Below are 17338 nucleotides of genomic sequence, written 5' to 3'. Positions count from 1 at the left end.
GGCTCTCCGTGTGACGTAGCCCGTGCAGCGAGCGCCGATGTTCCTCGTCGTTGTCGCCCTCCTCGGAGTCGTCGGTCTCGCGCTCACCGCCGGCGGGGCGGGCGCGGCGCCGTTCGACGGCGGCTTCGCCCAGATGGACGTCGAACCGGACGACGTGTCGATAGCGGCCGACGTCGGGCCGGACGGCGACGCGCAGTGGACCGTGGAGTACCGGATCCGGCTCGCGACCGACGAGGAGGAGCGGGCGTTCGAGGAGCTCCGCGCGGACGTTGAGAACGACACCGAGGCGTACACGACCCGGTTCCGCGACCGGATGGCCTCGACCGCGGCGACCGCGGAGTCGACGACCGGCCGCAACATGACCGTGTCGAACGCGACCGTCACGGCCGAGCGACGCGAGCTCCCGCAGGCGTACGGCGTGTTGACCTACCGGTTCGAGTGGACGAACTTCGCCGCCGTCGACGGCGACCGGCTGCGCGTCGGCGACGCGGTCGACGGGCTGTTCCTCGACGGCTCCTCGTCGCTCACCGTCTCGTGGCCGGCGGAGTACCGGCTCGGGGAGACGTCGCCGGACCCGAGCGAGGTCCGCGACCGGTCGGTCGTCTGGAACGGCCCGGTCGACTTCTCGACGGGGCAACCGCGGATCACGGTCGCGCCCGCGAGCCCGCTCTCGGGAGTCCCGACCGCCGGACTGATCGCCCTCCTCGCCGCGCTCGTCGTCGCGGGAGGCGTCGCGTACCGTCGCCGCGAGGCCGCGGACGACGGCGCGGGCGTCATCGCGACCGACGAGACCGGCGGAACGGCCGAAGGGGGCGGCGGTGGCAGCGGAGACGCGACGGACACGGGCGCGACGGCCGCCGACAGCGGCGGGGACGGCTCCGGCGGTGCGGTTCAGTCCGACAGCGGCGACGCCGGCGCGTCGGACGAGTCCGCCGACGCGCCGCCCGTCGACAGCGACCTGCTGAGCAACGAGGAGCAGGTGCTTCGCCTCGTCGAGTCGCGGGGCGGGCGGATGAAACAGAAGCGGGTGGCGGAGGAGCTGGAGTGGACCGCCGCGAAGACGAGTCAGGTGGTGACGGGTCTGCGGGACGAGGGCGACCTCGACGGCTTCCGACTGGGCCGGGAGAACGTCCTCTCGCTGCCCGACTACGACCCCGAGGCGGACGCGAGCGGTGACGGCGACGACGGGGAGAGGAGAGAGGGCGGCGACTCCGGCGGTGACGGCGGGGCCGGCGCTACCGGGAGCGACTGATCGAACCGCGGTCGAGCGGAGGACGGTCGAGCGGGACGCCGGTCACAGGTCCCTCGAACGGCCGAGGTGGTGCAGTTCGCCGCCGCACTCGCACTCGCCCGGCGAGTCGGTCCGTCGACCGCATTTGAAACACTCGTACACTTCTTCGCCGTGGGATTCGTATTCTGGTCGCATATCGGCTCGTACGCTCCCGTGGTAGATAATCTCACGCCTAATATTGTTTAGATGGTATAAATTAAATGGCGGTGGCCGGTGACCGAACGATCGGAAGTAAGACGGAACGCGGGGAACGAGAGCGTCGGTGACCGAGGCTCCGTTCGGACGGGCGTCGATAGAAGAGCCGGAGGAGGGATTTGAACACCGACAGGAGCCCTACGAACGCGGCGTTCTGCGGGGGGAGTACTCAGGAGCAAGCAATGGAACTCAAGCCCACACCCCCGAGGGACGCACGGAGCCGGTACCTGAACAAGAAGCAGACACACGTCACCGAGAAGACGATCTACAATTACGATACTGCGCTCACGCGGTTCATCGGGTTCTTAGATAGCGAAGGAACCGCAGACATGCGCGACGTGACCAGCGACACGATCGCCCGGTTCGAGGAGTGGCGGCTGGAATCGGTCAAACCGATCACAGCCCGGAACGACATGCGGACGATTAGGAACTTCATTCAGTTCTGCGAGTCGATCCAAGCTGTGCCCGTCGGTCTCCACGAACTCATCCAGATCACGAATGTCAAGCAGGAGGACGAGATTTGTGACGATGTTCTTCTGCGAGAGGAAGCAGTCCAGATTCTCGATCAGCTGGATAAGTACCAATACGCGAGCCTCCGGCACGTCACTCTCCTCTTGTTGTGGAAATGTGGAATGCGAATTGGCGGTCTCCGTGCCCTCGACGTGGGAGATTTCGACGAGGGACGGCCCGCAGTCCAGATTCGGCACCGGCCAGAGACCGGGACCCCGTTGAAACGGAAACAGAACAGCGAGCGCGACGTACTGATCCGGCCTGATACCGCCGACGTGGTGGCCGACTTCATCCGGAACCGTCGGCCCGACGTAACCGATGACCATGATCGTGAGCCGCTGATCGCCACCGACTACGGCCGCGCGAGCCGGACGACTATCACCAAGCATGTCTACCTGTCCACCTCTCCGTGCTTCTCTAACGGCGGAACCTGCCCGTTCAACGAAGATCCCTCGGACTGCCGAGCGACACAATGGGGTCACGCCTCGAAGTGTCCGGGCTCGGTCAGTCCCCACGCGCTCCGCCGAGGCTACGTTACGGCCGCGAGGAACGCAGGACAGCCGAAGGACGTGACCGGCGATAGAGTGAACATGAGTGGGTCGATATTAGACAAGCATTACGACAAGGGCACTCACGACGAGAAGGCTGAGCGTCGGAAAGGATACCTGCGAGATATTTAGACCGGATCCCCCCTATCTAACCGCCTCTGTCTTCTTTCTGCTCTGTATTTCAATACTCTTTTCGCGTAGAAAGCATCTTCATGATCACTATTTGCCACCTGTTCAAACTTGTTCCGTGTGATCTGTTCGGTTATTATGTCACCATTACTAATCCGCCACACAAACGGTTCTGCCGGGTCTAAATCCCACTCTCGAAGGATCTCACCATCGATATGAATCGCGTACACCAAGCGATCTCCATACTCCTCAGCTTGGTCACGGGTCAGAACCATCATATCACGGTACCCATTATCGCGTGTCTCAGCAGCCCATTCAACTCTCCAACCATCTTCTACAGCTGAGGGCACGTTACGCGTTCCCGCTTGAGCCGACGCCTGATTCATTTGGAACGACAGAAAAACGTTCTTGAACTGTCACAAGTACGCCACGGTTCGAATCATTAGCAACGATTTCAATCATTTCGAAAGAACTCCGATCATAGTCTAATAATTCCAGTACCCTATGCGTTCGAAAATGGATTCGTCTCTCTGTTCCCTCGGGATCTGTACAATACATTCTGAAAGGCTTCCCAGTTCCGTCGGCAACGCGGCTTGCCGAATAATCGAATTCAGCGTATTTTATTGACCATTGTTCTGCTTCCTCTCGGGAACCATCTGACTTCAAGTGTCTGTCGTATGATGTAAACCATACTAAATCTTTACGGACAAGGAACCAATCAAGTGGAATCTCATGAGTTCGCCTTCTTACTTCATACGTTGCTAATTCTTTCTGAACGGGATCAGTAAATCCGGTATCTGATACTCCAGTCATAATACTTCGTCAAACTATGTGTTTATCATATAATAGCTATTCCGGTCATCCGCTCCAGATTGAAAACGGTATAGGGAGAAGAACCTATCCAGTTGCTACACTTATTCTGAGTACTATTGCGGGCTTTGCCCTGTCGAGATACCCTACCTATCGCACCGAGGCGGTTATTATGTGTTCCAACTATACTTCCCTATGAGTCAGGTCCGGTTCACCGACTGGAAGAACGTTGCGCGCGGTCCAGAACCGACCCCACCGGAAGATTACTTGCCGAGTCCAATCCCGTTAGCGAGCAGAACAGACGGTGATTATGTTGATTGGATTAGTACCGGCAGGCTCGGTTCTGCCATTAATATCGGGAAAGCCGGCAAACGTTCGTGGAGGTATCCTCCGAGAGTGAACGCCAGTTGGTGGCACCCCCATCAGAATCGAAGTTATTGGAACACACTACCTAGTCTCCCGAATTTCCCGGCAACCGATAGAACCCGAGCAATCAACGACGACACAAGAACATATGAGTGGAACAGGCAGAAAATCGTCCGAACACAAATCCGTTGGAAGGATTGCGCACTCCTCTGTGCGTTGCTTGAGTTAACTCCCTATCAAAAACTGCGGGTACATTACCTCTATGAGGAATCTCGTGGTAAAAACATGGGATTGAATGGAGAGTTTGCGATCTTCATGTTGGCGGTCATCGTTTGTCGGGAGGACGGCAGACAGTTCACGCGACACCCGAGTTCGAAATCCGAGGACGCTGTCTTTGATAAAGTAGCCAATCTATTCGGGTTCAACGATAAGCAGATTCGAAGGTGGATCAAGAAACTTCCCGCCAAATCATGGATTAAGAACTTTCTCGGGAATCGTCCGAAGCGCAACCCTCCAGAACCGGTTCTTGCTTAGACCCACCTTTATATACCCCCGTCTATTCAAGTGGGTGCTGGTCGTTCCTAACATAGGCTTCTACATGAGTAGCCCAAGCATGGAAGGACTGAGTTAGCGATCCGTTTCTTCACTAATCTAGGATAGAACCGACGCCCAAGGTGACAGCCTCCGCTACCTCGGCACAGGTCTGACTCAAGGTCGGAACGCGGCAAGGCAGCTCACCCATTCGCACCTAAGCTGGTTCCTTCTATGGTTTACGAGAGGTTCTGAAACAACTGGCGGGGTTCTATCGGTTGTCGGTAAATGCGTGGTGTAGGCCAGACCAAGACCTACTCTCAGATACGCTTATATTGACGTAAATCCAGCTAATGTCGGGGAAGCAACTCTACCATGCCGAACGCTAAATTGCTCTACACAATAGCGTCTATCCTCGGTGTAGTGGATAGCCTGCTTTTCCGAATTGAAAACATGTCTGCGAAACTATCTTCTGGAACTTGCGACCGGTGTGGAGATCCGATCGACGGGGAGTACGGATACGAGATGATTGATTGCGTGGAGCGACCGCCTGACTACGCGCTCGGATACGCACAGGACGAATCCCATTTTATCTGCTATGGGTGCCGTTCTGACTTCAGGACGTGGATGAACCCCGACGCGACAACTCTCGATCTGTTTGCCTCTGTTCGGTCAGACTGACCACACTCAACTCCTATTATTTGATGTACGGAAAGCCGTAGTCCTGTATTCAATTATCAGTAGACTCGCCTACCCGTTGTTCGGACATACTACACCTATTATAGGGTGTGATGTGTCCGGAAAGAGAGCCAGCATTGCGATAGAACTGCCGTCCCCAACAACTACCGCAAGCTTGATCCGTGGGCGACTCGGGACCGACTCGCTTGGGGACTTGGCAAGTACCCCGGTAAAACCTCTCCACCACACAGAATCGCATAGAGGAGGCTCAAAACCCAAAAAATCGCGAGAGGCCAACTCTATGCCACGCGAGGGCCCGGCCTGACCAAGTTCCAACCTACCCTGCGATCGTCCACCAGCGCCGGGGGGTTCGTCCGCTCGCAGGTCGCCGGAGAGCCCCGTGGTGCGCGTCAGAGAGGAACGCCGAGCCTTCCATGCGGTCCGTTCCGGGGGTCCCGTACGGGGCATCCTTGGCCGTCTGAGGCGACCCTGTCCGGTCACTCGTCGTTGCCAGATACCCACCAAACGACGGCTCGACCTCCGACCTTCTTCTTGTGAATCCGGTCTTCATCGGCCAGTTCGTTCAGCTTGCTCAATGCGGTCCGGCGCACGATCCCGAGTTCGTCCGCTACCTCGGTTGCGGTCCGGGGCTCGGCGTCGGTGAACAGCGCCAGTACATCCTCGGGAGTAACGGTCTCGGAGTAGGTCCCATCGTCCGACCGCTCGCGGTTGTCGTCAGTCATGTCGGGCGGTTCTATCCCAACCAAGATAGTCGTTTCCAGTTCCTTCGAGGGTAACCGATACAGCTATATCCTATTCCTACGTAGGTAATGGCAAGAAGGACCCGTCTCTCGGGGCGTGTCAGAAACGCCCGGCGGTGGGACGCCGGACGGTGGCCTTCGGTGGATACCAGAAAGCCATGACAGAGAACGACACTACGGCAGATAAGCGCAACGCTCTGAAACATCTCGACTACACCCCACGAACTCTGAAACGCGTCGAGTGGGAATCGTGGGAGTTCACCGTAACCGGCCCGCACCTGATCGAAGTCACGAACGCGAGCTACGGTTTCGAGAAAGAAGATCACTCGTACACCGTCGGCGTGGAAGTACGGGACGGCATCGCAGTTCCGTCCGAGTGCGACTGCCCGGCCGACGTTCACCACGACTCGGACTGTAAGCACAAAACCGCGCTCGCGATTGTTGGCGGGCCTACGGTCTTGAATGCGGCCGTAGACTTCGAGGGCTCAAGCCCGGTTCTCGGCGTCGCTACTGACGGCGGGTGCGAGTGTGACGGTGACAGGCTCCCGTGCTTCAACTGTTACTCCGACGGCCGGCGCAAGCTACCCGGACAAAGGACAGAATAGCCGCCAAAACCTCTTTACTAACGGTACTCACGGCTGTTCTATCCTGTTCATGATCTAACCTCGTTCGACAGTCAGATAGACGCGGTTTACTGGAGACGACAACGGGGAACTCAGTTGTTGCTTGTTCGGTTTAAAGTGACACCAAAGTTAACTTTCTTGAGGTGATAAACCCGATATGTATCGGAGGACACTCGTCGGTTCAATGTTTGCGGGTATCACATTCGGTCTTGCTGGATGTACGGGAGGCGGCGACGGGGGAGACAATTCCGGGGATGATGAGGCCGACACACCGAATGTCTCACAGGTATCCGTATCTGGTGAGAATTACGGACAAGAAAACGCAATAAACACGCTTACGCTCCGGTACTCAACGAATACGACAGCCGAATTAAACCCGCCAGATTCACCAGCAAGGTCACCTGACAGCGGCAACAAGTTCGTTATACTGAATGCCGAGGTGGAGGTCGAAAGTGAGGTTGAGGGCGAAATCGATGTGTATGGAAGTGCCATCGGTCTTGAGTCCGAGGGTGTGGTGTACGACGGCCGTTCTATCCCAAACTTGTCAGAGTTGGACCAAACGGTACGACCCGAGGCGACGTATGAGGCGTGGGCACAGTTCCAAGTCCCGGAAAATGTTACAGAAGCAACTCTAATCGGCGTGGATGTTGAAGCTTGGTTCGACGGATCAACACAGATACGATTTGAACAAGATGAGTCACGGTCAGCGACAATCCCGGAGTGACTCTGATATTGGCTTGAAACGAGTGGACGATACACCTATATATCACTAATATTTCAATAAAACATGGACGGATTGCCAAGTGGCGTGGCCAAGGGATTGACTGAAGGAGTAAAGAAAGCTATCGATTACTGGAAGGAATATCGCGGTGAGTCAGTCAGAATTGAATACACACAGATAGAAGTGAGTAGCGAAGACCCAACCGAGGCTACCAAAGTAACATACGGGATAGAGGGTGACATTAAGAAGGTGATGACCCTCCCACCGGGATTTCTTTTAGATGAAGCAGTACACTTCGTGAATCCGGAATCCTTGAGTCTTGAACAGGTTCCGAAGGGCGGAACGTATTCTGATCAAAGGGGCGAAATGTTCGTTTCTTTCGATAGCATTGAAACTATGTCCTTTCCAGATAGATAGGATCGAGAATTTACAGATTATTATCACCCCATTAGCATAAGTGACGGGGAGAGAACGCGGTTGTGGACGAGAATAGTCCAGCCGTCTCGGCGTTCAGCCCATGCGATCGAGGGCATCCCGTCGGTCCTCCACGGAGATGTTGTCGTCCTTCATACACCGGCTACAATCCACTCAACTATCTCGGGGCTTCTCTCGCAGCGGAGACTACACAGAGGGCTACCAGCTGTTGGCCCCGACACCACCTGACCGACCGATCGCATTCCTTTGGCGAGACCACATCACGGCTCACCCGCGACCCCTGTACCGAATCAAATATTGGCGGCAAACCTGACCGCGAGACCGAATCAAATGTCGCTCTCCGGGTGGTGGTTAAATGCGAAAAGCCAAGTGTTAGCGCCTCTAAGTGGTGTTTGTACTCCCTCGCGGAACGAAGTGAAGCGAGAGCCGGAGGAGGGATTTGAACCCTCGACCTATTCCTTACGAAGGAATCGCTCTGCCAGCTGAGCTACCCCGGCGCGCATCGAATAATTCCCCGACGGAAAAATAAGGGTTCCGAAACGGGGACGGGACGGGGACGAGCCGGAAGCCGTGGGGTCGTTTTCGGGCCGTGAACCGGAAAGTGTGACCGGAAATGAATACACGTTCGTAACTGTTCTATCCGATTTCTAACTAGATACACAAGGAGAATCGGGAAACAATACAGGTATATAAGGATAAAGACTAAATACTTGTTCAGACCTCAACCGTAGTGTGATGACATCGCCCGCGTGCCGAGACGGCGGGGATCGAATCCCCCGGCGATGCCTGCCCGGTCGGAGCCCGTACCGGGCGGCGAGGGTCTCGTCGGTCGTCGTCCCCGCGGCGACCCGGCGCGGCCGTCATCCCAACCAGCGTTCCGCCGCGGCTACCGTGTGAAACGCGTCTCGAACGCGCCAAGCGCAAAATCGCCTCTGGTCCGCCGACCGTCGCCGCGGCCGCTTGTCATGTGACGGGCCCCCAGCCGCTCCGCCCCGACCCCCCTCGGGGCGGCGCGGCGTTTTCGCTGTTCAGATCGCTCCCGCGAGCGACGCGTCTCGCTTTCGGTAGAAGATCGCCGAGCGACGCGCGACGACCCGAGCTACGCGAACAGTCGCCGCGCGCGTCGCACCGCGGCGGAGAGCCCGCCATATCCGGCGCCGACGGCGCCCGCGAGGCGCACCTCCGCGGGCGCGACGCCGAGGCGGTGCGAGAGCGGTCCGGGACGCGCGTCCGCGCCCGCGACCGCGACCGTCCGCCCGCGGACCCTGACCTCGGCCGTGAGTCCCCCGCGGACCAACTCCGCGACCGCGCGGTCGGCGACGGAGTCGTCCGGGAGGCGGCGGGCGACTCGGAGGGCGTCACCGACGCTTTCGACCTCGACGAACAGCCGCCGGTCCGTCGCGTGGACGGCGGCCTCGACGCCGTCGACCGACAGCGTCAGGTCCTCGGTCTCGACCGAGAGCCGCGGCCCCGACTCACTCCGACTCACTCGTGGTGACCCGGACGCCGCCGTCGATGCGCCACTCGGCGTGCTCGGCGTCGTCGCCCGTGCCGCTCGGCACCTCGACGGTCATGTCCTCGAACTGATAGTGTATCTCGGCGTTTCGGCCGGTCAACCGGTCGTAGAGCCCTATCGCCAGTTCCGGCCACGTGGTCGTCTCGTCGATTCGCTCTTCGTGGTCTGCGGCGTCGCTCATACGGATACGTGTTAGATAGTCGCACTCATAAGTATATGCCCTGACGTGTCGTTCGCGGACCGCCGGGCCCGCGCAGGAGGCCGGATCAGTCGGCGGTCCGCGTCAGGCGCACGTCGAGACAGACGTTGTACTCGTGGGGGGCGTACGACCGGACGACGCGCTCGGTCTCGACGGCGACCGCGTAGTCGTCGCCCGCGGCCGCCTCGATCGCGCGCCGCCCCGGGCCGAAGGGGTCGTCCTCGTGTTGGATGTCGTAGTAGTGGATCACGCAGTCGTCGCCGGCGAGCGCGACGGCCGCGTCGAGGAACTCGTCCGCCGAGTGGGGGAGGTTCATCACGAGGCGGTCTGCGGTGTCGGCGTGCGAGTCGACGAGGTCGCGCACGTCGCCGGCGACCGCGGTCACGCGGTCCGCGACCCCGTTGCGCGCGGCGTTCTCGCGGAGGTACTCGACGGCGCGCTCGTTGAGGTCGCAGGCGACCACGTCGGCGCCGCGGGACGCCACGGGCACCGCATACGGCCCGACGCCGGCGAACATGTCGATCGCCGACTCCCCGGAGTCGACCTGTTCGACCACGCGGTGGCGCTCGGTCGCGAGCCGCGGGGAGAAGTACACTTCGGCGACGTCGAGCGCGAACTCGTGGCCGTACTCGCGGTGGACCGTTTCCGTGTCGTCGCCGACCAGCACGTCCCACGAGCGGACCCGCAGTTCGCCCTCGATCGGCGACGCGCGGTTGAGGACGGTCTCGCAGGGAACGTCGGAGGCCGAGACGGCCTCGGCGATCTCGCGGGCGCGCTCGTCGTCGTCCTCGTCGACGATGACGATGTCACCCAGCCGTTCGATGGAGGGCTCGTAGCCGAGTATCTCGGCGGGCGTCGTGGGGCGGTCCCGCCGCTCGGCGTCGCGCTCGACGAGCCGGTCGGCGAACTCCGCGGGGACCAGTCCGCGATCCGCGACGGGGATGTAGATCGTGTCGCCGTCGACGGCGATCTGGTGGTCGCCGTCGAGGGCGTCGGCGTCGGCGAGCCGGCTCCGGACGGTCTCGCCGCGCTCGCGGGCGACGGCGACGCAGGGAACGCTCATCGTCGGAGGGACGCGGGCGAGCGAATAAACGGTGACGCTTCGCGGCCCGGGCGGCGAGGACCCGAGCGGCCGGGGTCACTCCGGCGCTGCGGCGGCGGTCGCGGCCGCGACCGCGTCGAGCAGGGCCGCGTCGTCGACGTCGGCGGGGACGGGAACGACGCGGTCCGCGGCCGCGGCGACCTCGTCGTTCGGGCCGCTCGCGGTCGGATCCCCGCCGTCGTCGGGCGCGACCGCGAGCGTCGCGTCCGCGTCGGCCGCGAGGTCGCGCGCGGCTCGGACGGTCTCCGCGGAGGGGCGCTCGAAGGGCGGCGCGGTCACCGCCGTCGCGTCCGCGTCCGCGGCGGCGNGGCGGCGGCCGCCGCAGCGTCGCCCGCGGGAACCACGCCGACCGAGGCCTCGTGGCCCGCGGCGGCGAGGCGAGCGACGACGCGCGCGGCCGGGGGACCGGTGCCGATCACGTGGACGCGCCGCGGGTCGACGTCGCTCCGCGGGAACGCCGTGACCGCGGGCGTCCCCGTCGCCGGGTTGCGGCCGACGAACGCCTCCGCGTCGAAGGCCGCGCCGACGGCGGACGCGGACAGGACCGACTCCGGCGGCCCGGCGGCCCGAACCCCGCCGTTCGCGAGGACGACCACCTCGTCGCAGTAGCGGGCCGCGGCGTCGAGGTCGTGGATCGCGGCGATCGCCCCGCGGTCGCCGCCGTCGACGAACTCGCGGACCAGTTCGAGCGTCTCGACGGCGTAGTTCACGTCGAGGCTCGCGGTCGGCTCGTCCAGGAGGAGGAGCGGGGCCGCCTGCGCCAGCGCCCGCGCGAGCAGCACGCGCTGGCGCTCGCCGCCGGAGACCTCGGTGATCGACCGGTCGGCGAAGCGCTCGACGGCGGCGGCCGCCATGGCGGCGTCGACCGCGGCGTCGTCCTCGGTCCCGTGCGCGTCGAAGCGGCCGAGGTGGGGCGTCCGGCCCATCTCGACGACGTGGCGCACCCGGAAGTCGAACGCGAGGTTCGTCGCCTGCGGGACGCTCGCGACGCGCCGGCCGACCTCGCGGGCCGACAGCGACGCCGCCGGGTCGCCGCCGATCCGGACGGTTCCCGCGTCCGGCTCGACCGCGCCGGTCACCGCGCGCAGCACGGTGGTCTTGCCCGCGCCGTTCGGCCCGACGAGGCCGACGAGCGAGCCGGGCTCGACCCGGAGGTCGACGCCGGAGACGACGTCGAGGTCGCCGAACGAGACCGCCACGTCCGCGGCCGACAGGAGCGGCTCGTCGCCGAACGAGCGCGACGTGTCGGGGAGCGACGCGGGGTCGCCGCGCGCGGCGGCCGCCCCCTCCGCGCCCGTCGTCTCTGTGTCCGTCGTCTCCGCGTCCGTCCCCTCGATGTCGGCGGTGGGGTCCGCGCTCACAGCTCCGTCACCTCCCGGGTGACGAGCAGGTAGACGAAGAACGGCGCGCCGACCGCGGCGGTGACGATCCCGACCGGGTACTCGGCGGGTGCCGAGCGCGCGAGCGTGTCGGCCGCGACGAGGAACGTGCCCCCGGCGAGCGCCGCGGTCGGGAGGAGCACCCGGTGGTCGGGCCCGACGACGAGCCGGAGCATGTGGGGGACGATGAGGCCGACGAACCCGATCACGCCGGCGAACGCGACGCCGGCGGCCGTGACCAGCGCCGAGGCGGCGAGCAGCACCCGCTTCGTGCGCTCGACCGCGATGCCCAGCCCGCGGGCCTCCTCCTCGCCGAGCAGCAGGACGTTGAGGTCGCGGGCGTACGCGAGCAGCAGGAGGAACAGCGGTGGCACGACGGCGGCGGTGACGGCGACCTCGCTCCACGCCGCGCCGGAGAGGTGGCCCATCAGCCACGCGACGATCTGGCGGAGCGACTCCCCGGCCTGTAGCTGGAGGTACGAGACGACCGCGCCGAGGAACGTCTGGACCGCGACGCCGGCCAAGAGGAGGGTGGCGACCGGGGTCCGACCGCCGCGGGTCGCGATGGCGTACACGCCGAAGGCGGCGACGAGCGCGCCGACGAACGCGAAGAGGCTCGTCCCCGCGCCGCGCGAGAGCGCGACCTCGGTCGGGCCGACGAGCGGGAGCGCGACGGTCGCGGAGAGCGCGACGGGGAAGACGATGAACGTCACCGCGCCGACCGCCGCCCCCGAGGAGACGCCGATGATAGACGGGTCCGCCATCGGGTTCCGGAAGAAGCCCTGCATCACCGTGCCGGCGGCCGCGAGCGCGAAGCCGACGAGCGCGGCGAGCAGGATCCGCGGGAGCCGCACGCCCACGACGATCCGCTGGTGGACGGCGTCGACCGGGAACGCGAACGGCGACGCGAACGCGAGGTCGACGCCGGGCAGCGTGAGCGGCCCGACGCCGGGGACCGGCAGCGGCCCGACGCCGCTCGCGCTCGCCTCGATCCCGGCCGGTACGGAGAGCGCGTTCAGCACCGACTTCACCACGGTCTCCGGCGGGATGCGGACCGGTCCGATCGCGGCGCTGACGACGATCACGACCGCCAGCAGCGCGGCTACCGCCGCGGACCATCCGGCGGACCGCACCCAGGGTCGCATACGTTTCCCAACACAACTTGTAGTAGGTAAATACTTATTGGACGAGTTCGGTCCTCGATCCGATGCGAAACAGCTTCGCGATCGCGATGGCCGCGCTGGTGACGACCGCCCTCCTCGGCGGCGTCGCGGGGACGGCCGCGGGCGCACAGCCGACGATAACGACGGACGGACCGACCGCGGGCGCGCAGCCGGCGGTCGGAGCCGCGGAGGCGGCCGGCCCCACGCAGACCGACGACGCCTGCGGGTTCCCGCTCAACGCGACCGACGCGACCGGGACCACGGTGACGCTGGAGGAGCGTCCCGAGCGGATCACGACGCTCAACCCGTCGGCCGCGCAGACGCTGTGGGAACTCGGCCAAGAGGACCGCGTCGTCGGCGTGAGCCGGTTCGCGTTCTACCTCGACGGCGCCGAGGAGCGCGCGAACGTCTCCGCCGAGTTCGGCGCGAGCGTCGAGCGCGTCGTCGACACCGAGCCCGACCTCGTGCTGGCCCCGAACTCCTCGGCTGCCGACGTCGGGCCGCTCCGCGAGCAGGGGCTGACGGTGTACCACTTCCCGGCCGCGACCTCCGTCGAGGACATCGCCGAGAAGACGGAGACGATCGGCCGGCTCGTCGGCGCGTGCGAGGCCGCGACCGAGACCAACGCGGAGATGAACGAGGCGGTCGCGGCCGCGGAGAACCGGACGGCCGACGTCGACCGCCCCGCCGCGCTCTACCCGCTCGGCGGCGGCTACGTCGCCGCGAACAACACGTTCATCGACGCGATCATGAACGCCGGGGGGACCGACAACGTCGCCGCGGAGTACGAGGCGTACCCCCAGCTCTCCGACGAGGTCATCCTCGAGACGGACCCCGAACTGATCCTCGTCACCGACCCCGAGGCCGCGATCCTCGAACAGGAGCCGTACGCCAGCACGACCGCCGGCGTCGAGGGGAACTACGTCGTGATGGACGTGAACTACCTCAACCAACCGGCGCCGCGCAGCGTGATCGTGTCGACGGAGACGCTGTCGAACGCGGTGGTCGAACTCCAAGATACGAGCGGCGAGTCGTCGGACGACAGTTCGTCCGACGAGGGCTCGTCGGGTGACGGATCGTCCGACGACGGGGACGCGACCGAGAACGACTCCTCGACCGACGACATGGACGGAAACGAGACGGACGCGGGCGGCAGCGCCGGCGACACCGGCGCCGAGTCGCCCGGGTTCGGCGTCGTCGCGGCCGCGCTCGCGCTGCTCGCGACGGGCCTGCTCGCGCGGCGCGAGTGAGCGACCCGCGATAGCCGCACCGAACCCTAACCGACGCTTTTCCTCAGATCCCCTGACCCATCAGGTGGCTGCGCAGGATGTCGGGCGTCTTCAGCCCGGCGTCGCTGTTGAGGAGCACGACGGTCTCGTCGCCGTCGAAGAAATCGTCCTCGGCGAGCGCCCACGCGCCGGCGGGGGCCGCGCCGCCCGTCGCGCCCATCTCGACGACCTCGTTCTGGGCCACGGCGACCGCGCTCGCGAGGATGTCGTCGTCGTCGACGCCGACCGCGGTCCCGCCGCTCTCGGTGACGGCCTCGACGGCCGCGGCACCGCCCGCGGGGTCCGGGATCTCCAGTTCGCCGCAGATGGTGTCGGGCGTCCCCCACGGCTCCGGTTCGTCGAGGCCGCGCTCGACGGCGGCCGCGACGGGGGCGCAGCCGGCCGCCTGCGCGGCGACGATCCGGGGCGTCTCGTCGATGGCGTCCACCCGGTCGAGCTCGACGAACCCCTTGTGGACGCCCGCGACGACCTCGCCCGACCCGGTCGGGACGACGACGACGTCGGGGGCGTCGCCGAGGTCGGCGACCAGCTCGAACGCGACCGTCTTCGCGCCCTCGTGGCGGTACGGCGTGGCGAACTCGCCGAGGTCGGTGTAGTCGGTCGCGAGCTGCTCGTCGACCGCGTCGGCCGCGTCCGGGAAGCGCCCGCCCACCACGCGCATCTCGCCGCCGTGGACGTTGGTCATCGACTTGTTTGAGAAGGCGCACCGCGAGGGGACGAACGCGTACGACCGCAGGTCCGCCCGGCCCGCGTACGCCGCCATCGACTGCCCGGCGTTCCCCGGGCTCGCGCAGACGAGCGGCTCGACGTCGACCCCCTCGGCCGCCGCCCGCTTCGCGACCGCGGTCACGGCGACGGAGAGGCCGCGGTCGAGGACCGTCCCGGTCGGGTTGCGACCCTCGTCTTTGACGTACACCGCGTCGACGTCGAGCTCGTCCGCGAGCCGGTCCGTGGCCACGAGCGGCGTGCCGCCCTCGCCGGCGGTGAGCGCCTCGCCGGCCGGGAAGGGCAGCAGCGCGTCGAAGCGCCAGTGGCCGCGGGCGGTCGCGGGCGCGGTCCGGGCGTCGCCGCTCCCGCCGCGGGCCGCCGGGTCGAAGAGGTCGTCGGGGTCGACCGCGTCGTAGTCGTAGACGGGGTCGAGGCCGCGCGCGCGCTCGTCGTCGTCGATGGCCGCCGAGTCGGCGGTCTCGTGGACGCGACCCGACGCCCGACTCTCCAGCCCGCGAAACGCCGGCGTGGTCTCGGTGATATCCATACCGAACCTTGCGGCGGCGGCGACTAATCGCTTCGCACTCGGGAGCGGACGGCCGTCTCGACGAGGCTCCGGACGGCGGTGGCGCGTGCCTCCGAGTGGCCGCCGAAGGCGGCCGCGAGGAGCGCGCGCGAGGGACGCGGTGAGTGAGGGGCGACCGCAGGGAGCCCCGAACGAGCCGCGAGGCTGGGGAGGCGTGAGGCGCGGTTGACGTGCGGGGTGGGACTCAAAGGGGCAGCCGCGAGGGCGAAGCCTGACGACGCAAGCGCCACGGGGAGCGAACGGAGCGAGCGACCGAGGAGGGCAGCGAGTCACGCGAGTCCTCGCGGCTGGGGCTTCAGAGGTGTTCACCGCGGAAGTATCGATCGCGTACCGGCGAGCGACTGAGGCGTCAGCAGTGGTCACCACCGATCCGTCGTCGAGTACTCATAACGGAGCGGCTGGGGCTTCGGGAGCGTCCGTCTCGACCCGCCGCCGCTTATCAACCCGCGCCCCGAAACGTCTCGTATGAACGGAGACGCCACGGTCGTCGGCGGCGGGCTCGCGGGGCTCGTCGCGGCGACGCGGCTCGCGGAGGCGGGCGCGGACGTGACGCTGTTCGAGCGACGGCCCGAGGTCGGCGGGCGCGTCCGGACCGAGACCGTCGACGGGTTCACGCTCGACCGCGGCTTCCAAGTCCTCTTTTCGAGCTACCCCGCCGTCGAGCGCGAACTCGGCTCCGAGGGGCTCGACGACCTCGACCTCCGGACCTTCGCGCCGGGCGCGACGATCTGCCGGCCGGGCTCGCGGTCGGTGCTCGGCGACCCCCTCCGAGACCCGCTGTCCGCGCTCCCCTCGCTGCTGAACCGAGAGGTCTCTTTCTCCGACAAGCTCCGGACGCTCGCGCTCCGGTACGATCTCGGAAACCGCGACGAGGGCGAGTTCTTCGCCGGGCGCGACGCCCCGATCCGCGAGTACCTCCGCGACTGGGGGTTCGCCGACGACTACGTCGAGAACTTCGTCGAGCCGTTCTACGGGGGGATCACGCTCGACCGGAGCCTCTCGACCTCGAAGCAGGTGTTCGAGTACACGTTCCGCGCGATGGGCCGCGGGTCGATCGGCGTCCCCGCCGAGGGGATGGCCGCACTCCCCGCCGCGCTCGCCGACCGCGCCCGCGAGGCCGGGGTCGCGATCGAGACCGGCGAGGACGTGGAGGCGGTCCGGATCGCCGGGCAAGGCAGGATTCCGTTCCGGACCGCCGACGCCGACGGCGCGACCGTCGAGCTAGCGGACGGCTCGACGCGCGAGGCGGACGCGGTGGTCGTCGCGGCCTCGCCGCCCGAGGCGCGGCGGCTCACCGGCGTCGAGTCGGTGCCGACCGAGGGCGTGCCGAACGTCACCGGCTGGTACGCGCTCCCCGCGGGCGAGTCGTTCGAGACCGGCGGGCGGATCCTGCTCAACGCCGCGGCCGAGTCGCCGAACGCCGTGGTCCCGATGTCGGAGGTCGCGCCCGAGTACGCGCCCGACGACCGCGCGCTGCTCGCGGCGACGTTCCTCGGCGAGGACTCCCTCGACCGCCCCGCTGACGCGCTCCGCGCCGACGTCCGCGACGCGCTGGAGGCGTGGTACCCCGAGCGCGACTTCGCCGGGCTGGAGACCGTCGACGTCCACCGGGTCCGGTTCGCGCAGTTCGCGCAGCCGCCCGGCGTCCACGCCGACCTCCCGGACCCGGACGACCCCGAGGGCCCGGTCGTCCTCGCCGGCGACTACACGGAGTGGTCGTCGATCCAAGGGGGGCTCGAAAGCGGGCGGACGGCGGCGAGCGCGGCGGGCGGGTACTTATAGGAGAAGCCTCGTCTCG

16 protein-coding genes, 1 tRNA gene and 1 pseudogene are annotated in these 17338 nt (G+C 65.6%); 7 read left to right on the top strand and 11 right to left on the bottom strand.

Features of this window, described 5'->3' with window-relative positions; translation table 11 throughout:
• The first annotated feature begins 22 nt into the window (after positions 1–22).
• On the top strand, positions 23–1252 hold the full coding sequence (locus C464_RS07885) for a helix-turn-helix transcriptional regulator (RefSeq protein ID WP_049910959.1): 1230 nt from the start codon (positions 23–25) through the stop codon (positions 1250–1252).
• Positions 1253–1294: 42 nt separating this feature from the next.
• Here the strand turns inward: C464_RS07885 and C464_RS18480 are convergent, their stop codons facing one another.
• Entirely contained in the window at positions 1295–1426 is a 132-nt protein-coding gene (locus C464_RS18480) for a rubrerythrin-like domain-containing protein (protein WP_152420910.1), read from the bottom strand.
• A gap of 242 nt (positions 1427–1668) precedes the next feature.
• Here C464_RS18480 and C464_RS07880 point away from each other — a divergent pair, with 242 nt between their 5' ends.
• Positions 1669–2676, top strand: coding sequence for a tyrosine-type recombinase/integrase (locus C464_RS07880; protein WP_006113120.1), 1008 nt, complete (start codon positions 1669–1671; stop codon positions 2674–2676).
• Here C464_RS07880 and C464_RS17440 read toward each other — a convergent pair.
• From C464_RS17440 to C464_RS07875, 3 genes are all read right to left on the bottom strand, one after another.
• Positions 2673–3023 (bottom strand): hypothetical protein, encoded by a 351-nt coding sequence (locus C464_RS17440; RefSeq protein ID WP_080510416.1) that lies wholly within the window; start codon positions 3021–3023, stop codon positions 2673–2675. The genes C464_RS07880 and C464_RS17440 overlap by 4 nt on opposite strands.
• A gap of 1 nt (position 3024) precedes the next feature.
• Entirely contained in the window at positions 3025–3486 is a 462-nt protein-coding gene (locus C464_RS18930; protein ID WP_161781667.1) for a hypothetical protein, read from the bottom strand.
• Positions 3487–5555: 2069 nt separating this feature from the next.
• Positions 5556–5801, bottom strand: a complete 246-nt coding sequence (locus C464_RS07875; RefSeq protein ID WP_006113119.1) for a helix-turn-helix transcriptional regulator — start codon at positions 5799–5801, stop codon at positions 5556–5558.
• A 176-nt stretch (positions 5802–5977) separates the two neighbouring features.
• On the opposite strand from C464_RS07875, the gene C464_RS07870 reads away from it, so the two are divergent.
• The 3 genes from C464_RS07870 to C464_RS18470 all read left to right on the top strand — a co-directional run bounded on the left by C464_RS07870 (position 5978) and on the right by C464_RS18470 (position 7580).
• Positions 5978–6424 (top strand): hypothetical protein, encoded by a 447-nt coding sequence (locus C464_RS07870; RefSeq protein WP_006113118.1) that lies wholly within the window; start codon positions 5978–5980, stop codon positions 6422–6424.
• Positions 6425–6626: 202 nt separating this feature from the next.
• The gene (locus C464_RS18475; RefSeq protein ID WP_152420909.1) at positions 6627–7166 is read left to right on the top strand and encodes a hypothetical protein; all 540 of its coding nucleotides are present in this window, start codon (positions 6627–6629) and stop codon (positions 7164–7166) included.
• Between the two features lie 63 nt (positions 7167–7229).
• Entirely contained in the window at positions 7230–7580 is a 351-nt protein-coding gene (locus C464_RS18470) for a hypothetical protein (protein ID WP_152420908.1), read from the top strand.
• 442 nt (positions 7581–8022) lie between these two features.
• On the opposite strand, the gene C464_RS07865 is transcribed toward C464_RS18470, so the two are convergent.
• From C464_RS07865 to btuC, 6 genes and pseudogenes are all read right to left on the bottom strand, one after another.
• A tRNA-Thr gene (locus C464_RS07865) sits at positions 8023–8095 on the bottom strand.
• Between the two features lie 602 nt (positions 8096–8697).
• The gene (locus tag C464_RS07860; protein WP_006113116.1) at positions 8698–9087 is read right to left on the bottom strand and encodes a hypothetical protein; all 390 of its coding nucleotides are present in this window, start codon (positions 9085–9087) and stop codon (positions 8698–8700) included.
• Entirely contained in the window at positions 9074–9295 is a 222-nt protein-coding gene (locus tag C464_RS07855; protein ID WP_006113114.1) for a hypothetical protein, read from the bottom strand. The genes C464_RS07860 and C464_RS07855 overlap by 14 nt, the downstream gene beginning before the upstream one ends.
• 85 nt (positions 9296–9380) lie before the next feature.
• A complete protein-coding gene (locus tag C464_RS07850; RefSeq protein ID WP_006113113.1) occupies positions 9381–10376 on the bottom strand; it encodes a class I SAM-dependent methyltransferase in 996 nt (331 codons plus the stop codon).
• Between the two features lie 75 nt (positions 10377–10451).
• Positions 10452–11752: pseudogene (locus C464_RS07845) on the bottom strand (ATP-binding cassette domain-containing protein).
• Between the two features lie 20 nt (positions 11753–11772).
• Complete coding sequence (btuC, locus tag C464_RS07840) at positions 11773–12939, bottom strand: vitamin B12 ABC transporter permease BtuC (RefSeq protein ID WP_049910956.1); 1167 nt, start codon at positions 12937–12939, stop codon at positions 11773–11775.
• Positions 12940–13001: 62 nt separating this feature from the next.
• On the opposite strand from btuC, the gene C464_RS07835 reads away from it, so the two are divergent.
• Positions 13002–14207, top strand: coding sequence for a PGF-CTERM-anchored ABC transporter substrate-binding protein (locus tag C464_RS07835; RefSeq protein WP_006113108.1), 1206 nt, complete (start codon positions 13002–13004; stop codon positions 14205–14207).
• 43 nt (positions 14208–14250) lie between these two features.
• Here C464_RS07835 and C464_RS07830 read toward each other — a convergent pair whose 3' ends face one another.
• On the bottom strand, positions 14251–15501 hold the full coding sequence (locus tag C464_RS07830; RefSeq protein WP_006113107.1) for a pyridoxal-phosphate dependent enzyme: 1251 nt from the start codon (positions 15499–15501) through the stop codon (positions 14251–14253).
• A 504-nt stretch (positions 15502–16005) separates the two neighbouring features.
• On the opposite strand from C464_RS07830, the gene C464_RS07825 reads away from it, so the two are divergent.
• On the top strand, positions 16006–17322 hold the full coding sequence (locus C464_RS07825; RefSeq protein ID WP_006113106.1) for an NAD(P)/FAD-dependent oxidoreductase: 1317 nt from the start codon (positions 16006–16008) through the stop codon (positions 17320–17322).
• Positions 17323–17338 lie beyond the last annotated feature (16 nt).

The organism is Halorubrum coriense DSM 10284, assembly GCF_000337035.1.
Taxonomy (GTDB): Archaea; Halobacteriota; Halobacteria; order Halobacteriales; family Haloferacaceae; genus Halorubrum; species Halorubrum coriense.
The sequence above is the reverse complement of the archived record's forward strand: the minus strand, read 5'-3'. Positions and strand labels throughout refer to the sequence as shown.

Bases quoted from the DNA above. Each gene is read 5' to 3' on its own strand.
- C464_RS18480 (WP_152420910.1), bottom strand. From the start codon at position 1,426: ATGCGACCAGAATACGAATCCCACGGCGAAGAAGTGTACGAGTGTTTC.
- C464_RS07880 (WP_006113120.1), top strand. From the start codon at position 1,669: ATGGAACTCAAGCCCACACCCCCGAGGGACGCACGGAGCCGGTACCTG.
- C464_RS18930 (WP_161781667.1), bottom strand. From the start codon at position 3,486: ATGACTGGAGTATCAGATACCGGATTTACTGATCCCGTTCAGAAAGAA.
- C464_RS07875 (WP_006113119.1), bottom strand. From the start codon at position 5,801: ATGACTGACGACAACCGCGAGCGGTCGGACGATGGGACCTACTCCGAG.
- C464_RS07870 (WP_006113118.1), top strand. From the start codon at position 5,978: ATGACAGAGAACGACACTACGGCAGATAAGCGCAACGCTCTGAAACAT.
- C464_RS18475 (WP_152420909.1), top strand. From the start codon at position 6,627: ATGTTTGCGGGTATCACATTCGGTCTTGCTGGATGTACGGGAGGCGGC.
- C464_RS18470 (WP_152420908.1), top strand. From the start codon at position 7,230: ATGGACGGATTGCCAAGTGGCGTGGCCAAGGGATTGACTGAAGGAGTA.
- C464_RS07855 (WP_006113114.1), bottom strand. From the start codon at position 9,295: ATGAGCGACGCCGCAGACCACGAAGAGCGAATCGACGAGACGACCACG.
- C464_RS07850 (WP_006113113.1), bottom strand. From the start codon at position 10,376: ATGAGCGTTCCCTGCGTCGCCGTCGCCCGCGAGCGCGGCGAGACCGTC.
- btuC (WP_049910956.1), bottom strand. From the start codon at position 12,939: ATGCGACCCTGGGTGCGGTCCGCCGGATGGTCCGCGGCGGTAGCCGCG.
- C464_RS07835 (WP_006113108.1), top strand. From the start codon at position 13,002: ATGCGAAACAGCTTCGCGATCGCGATGGCCGCGCTGGTGACGACCGCC.
- C464_RS07830 (WP_006113107.1), bottom strand. From the start codon at position 15,501: ATGGATATCACCGAGACCACGCCGGCGTTTCGCGGGCTGGAGAGTCGG.
- C464_RS07825 (WP_006113106.1), top strand. From the start codon at position 16,006: ATGAACGGAGACGCCACGGTCGTCGGCGGCGGGCTCGCGGGGCTCGTC.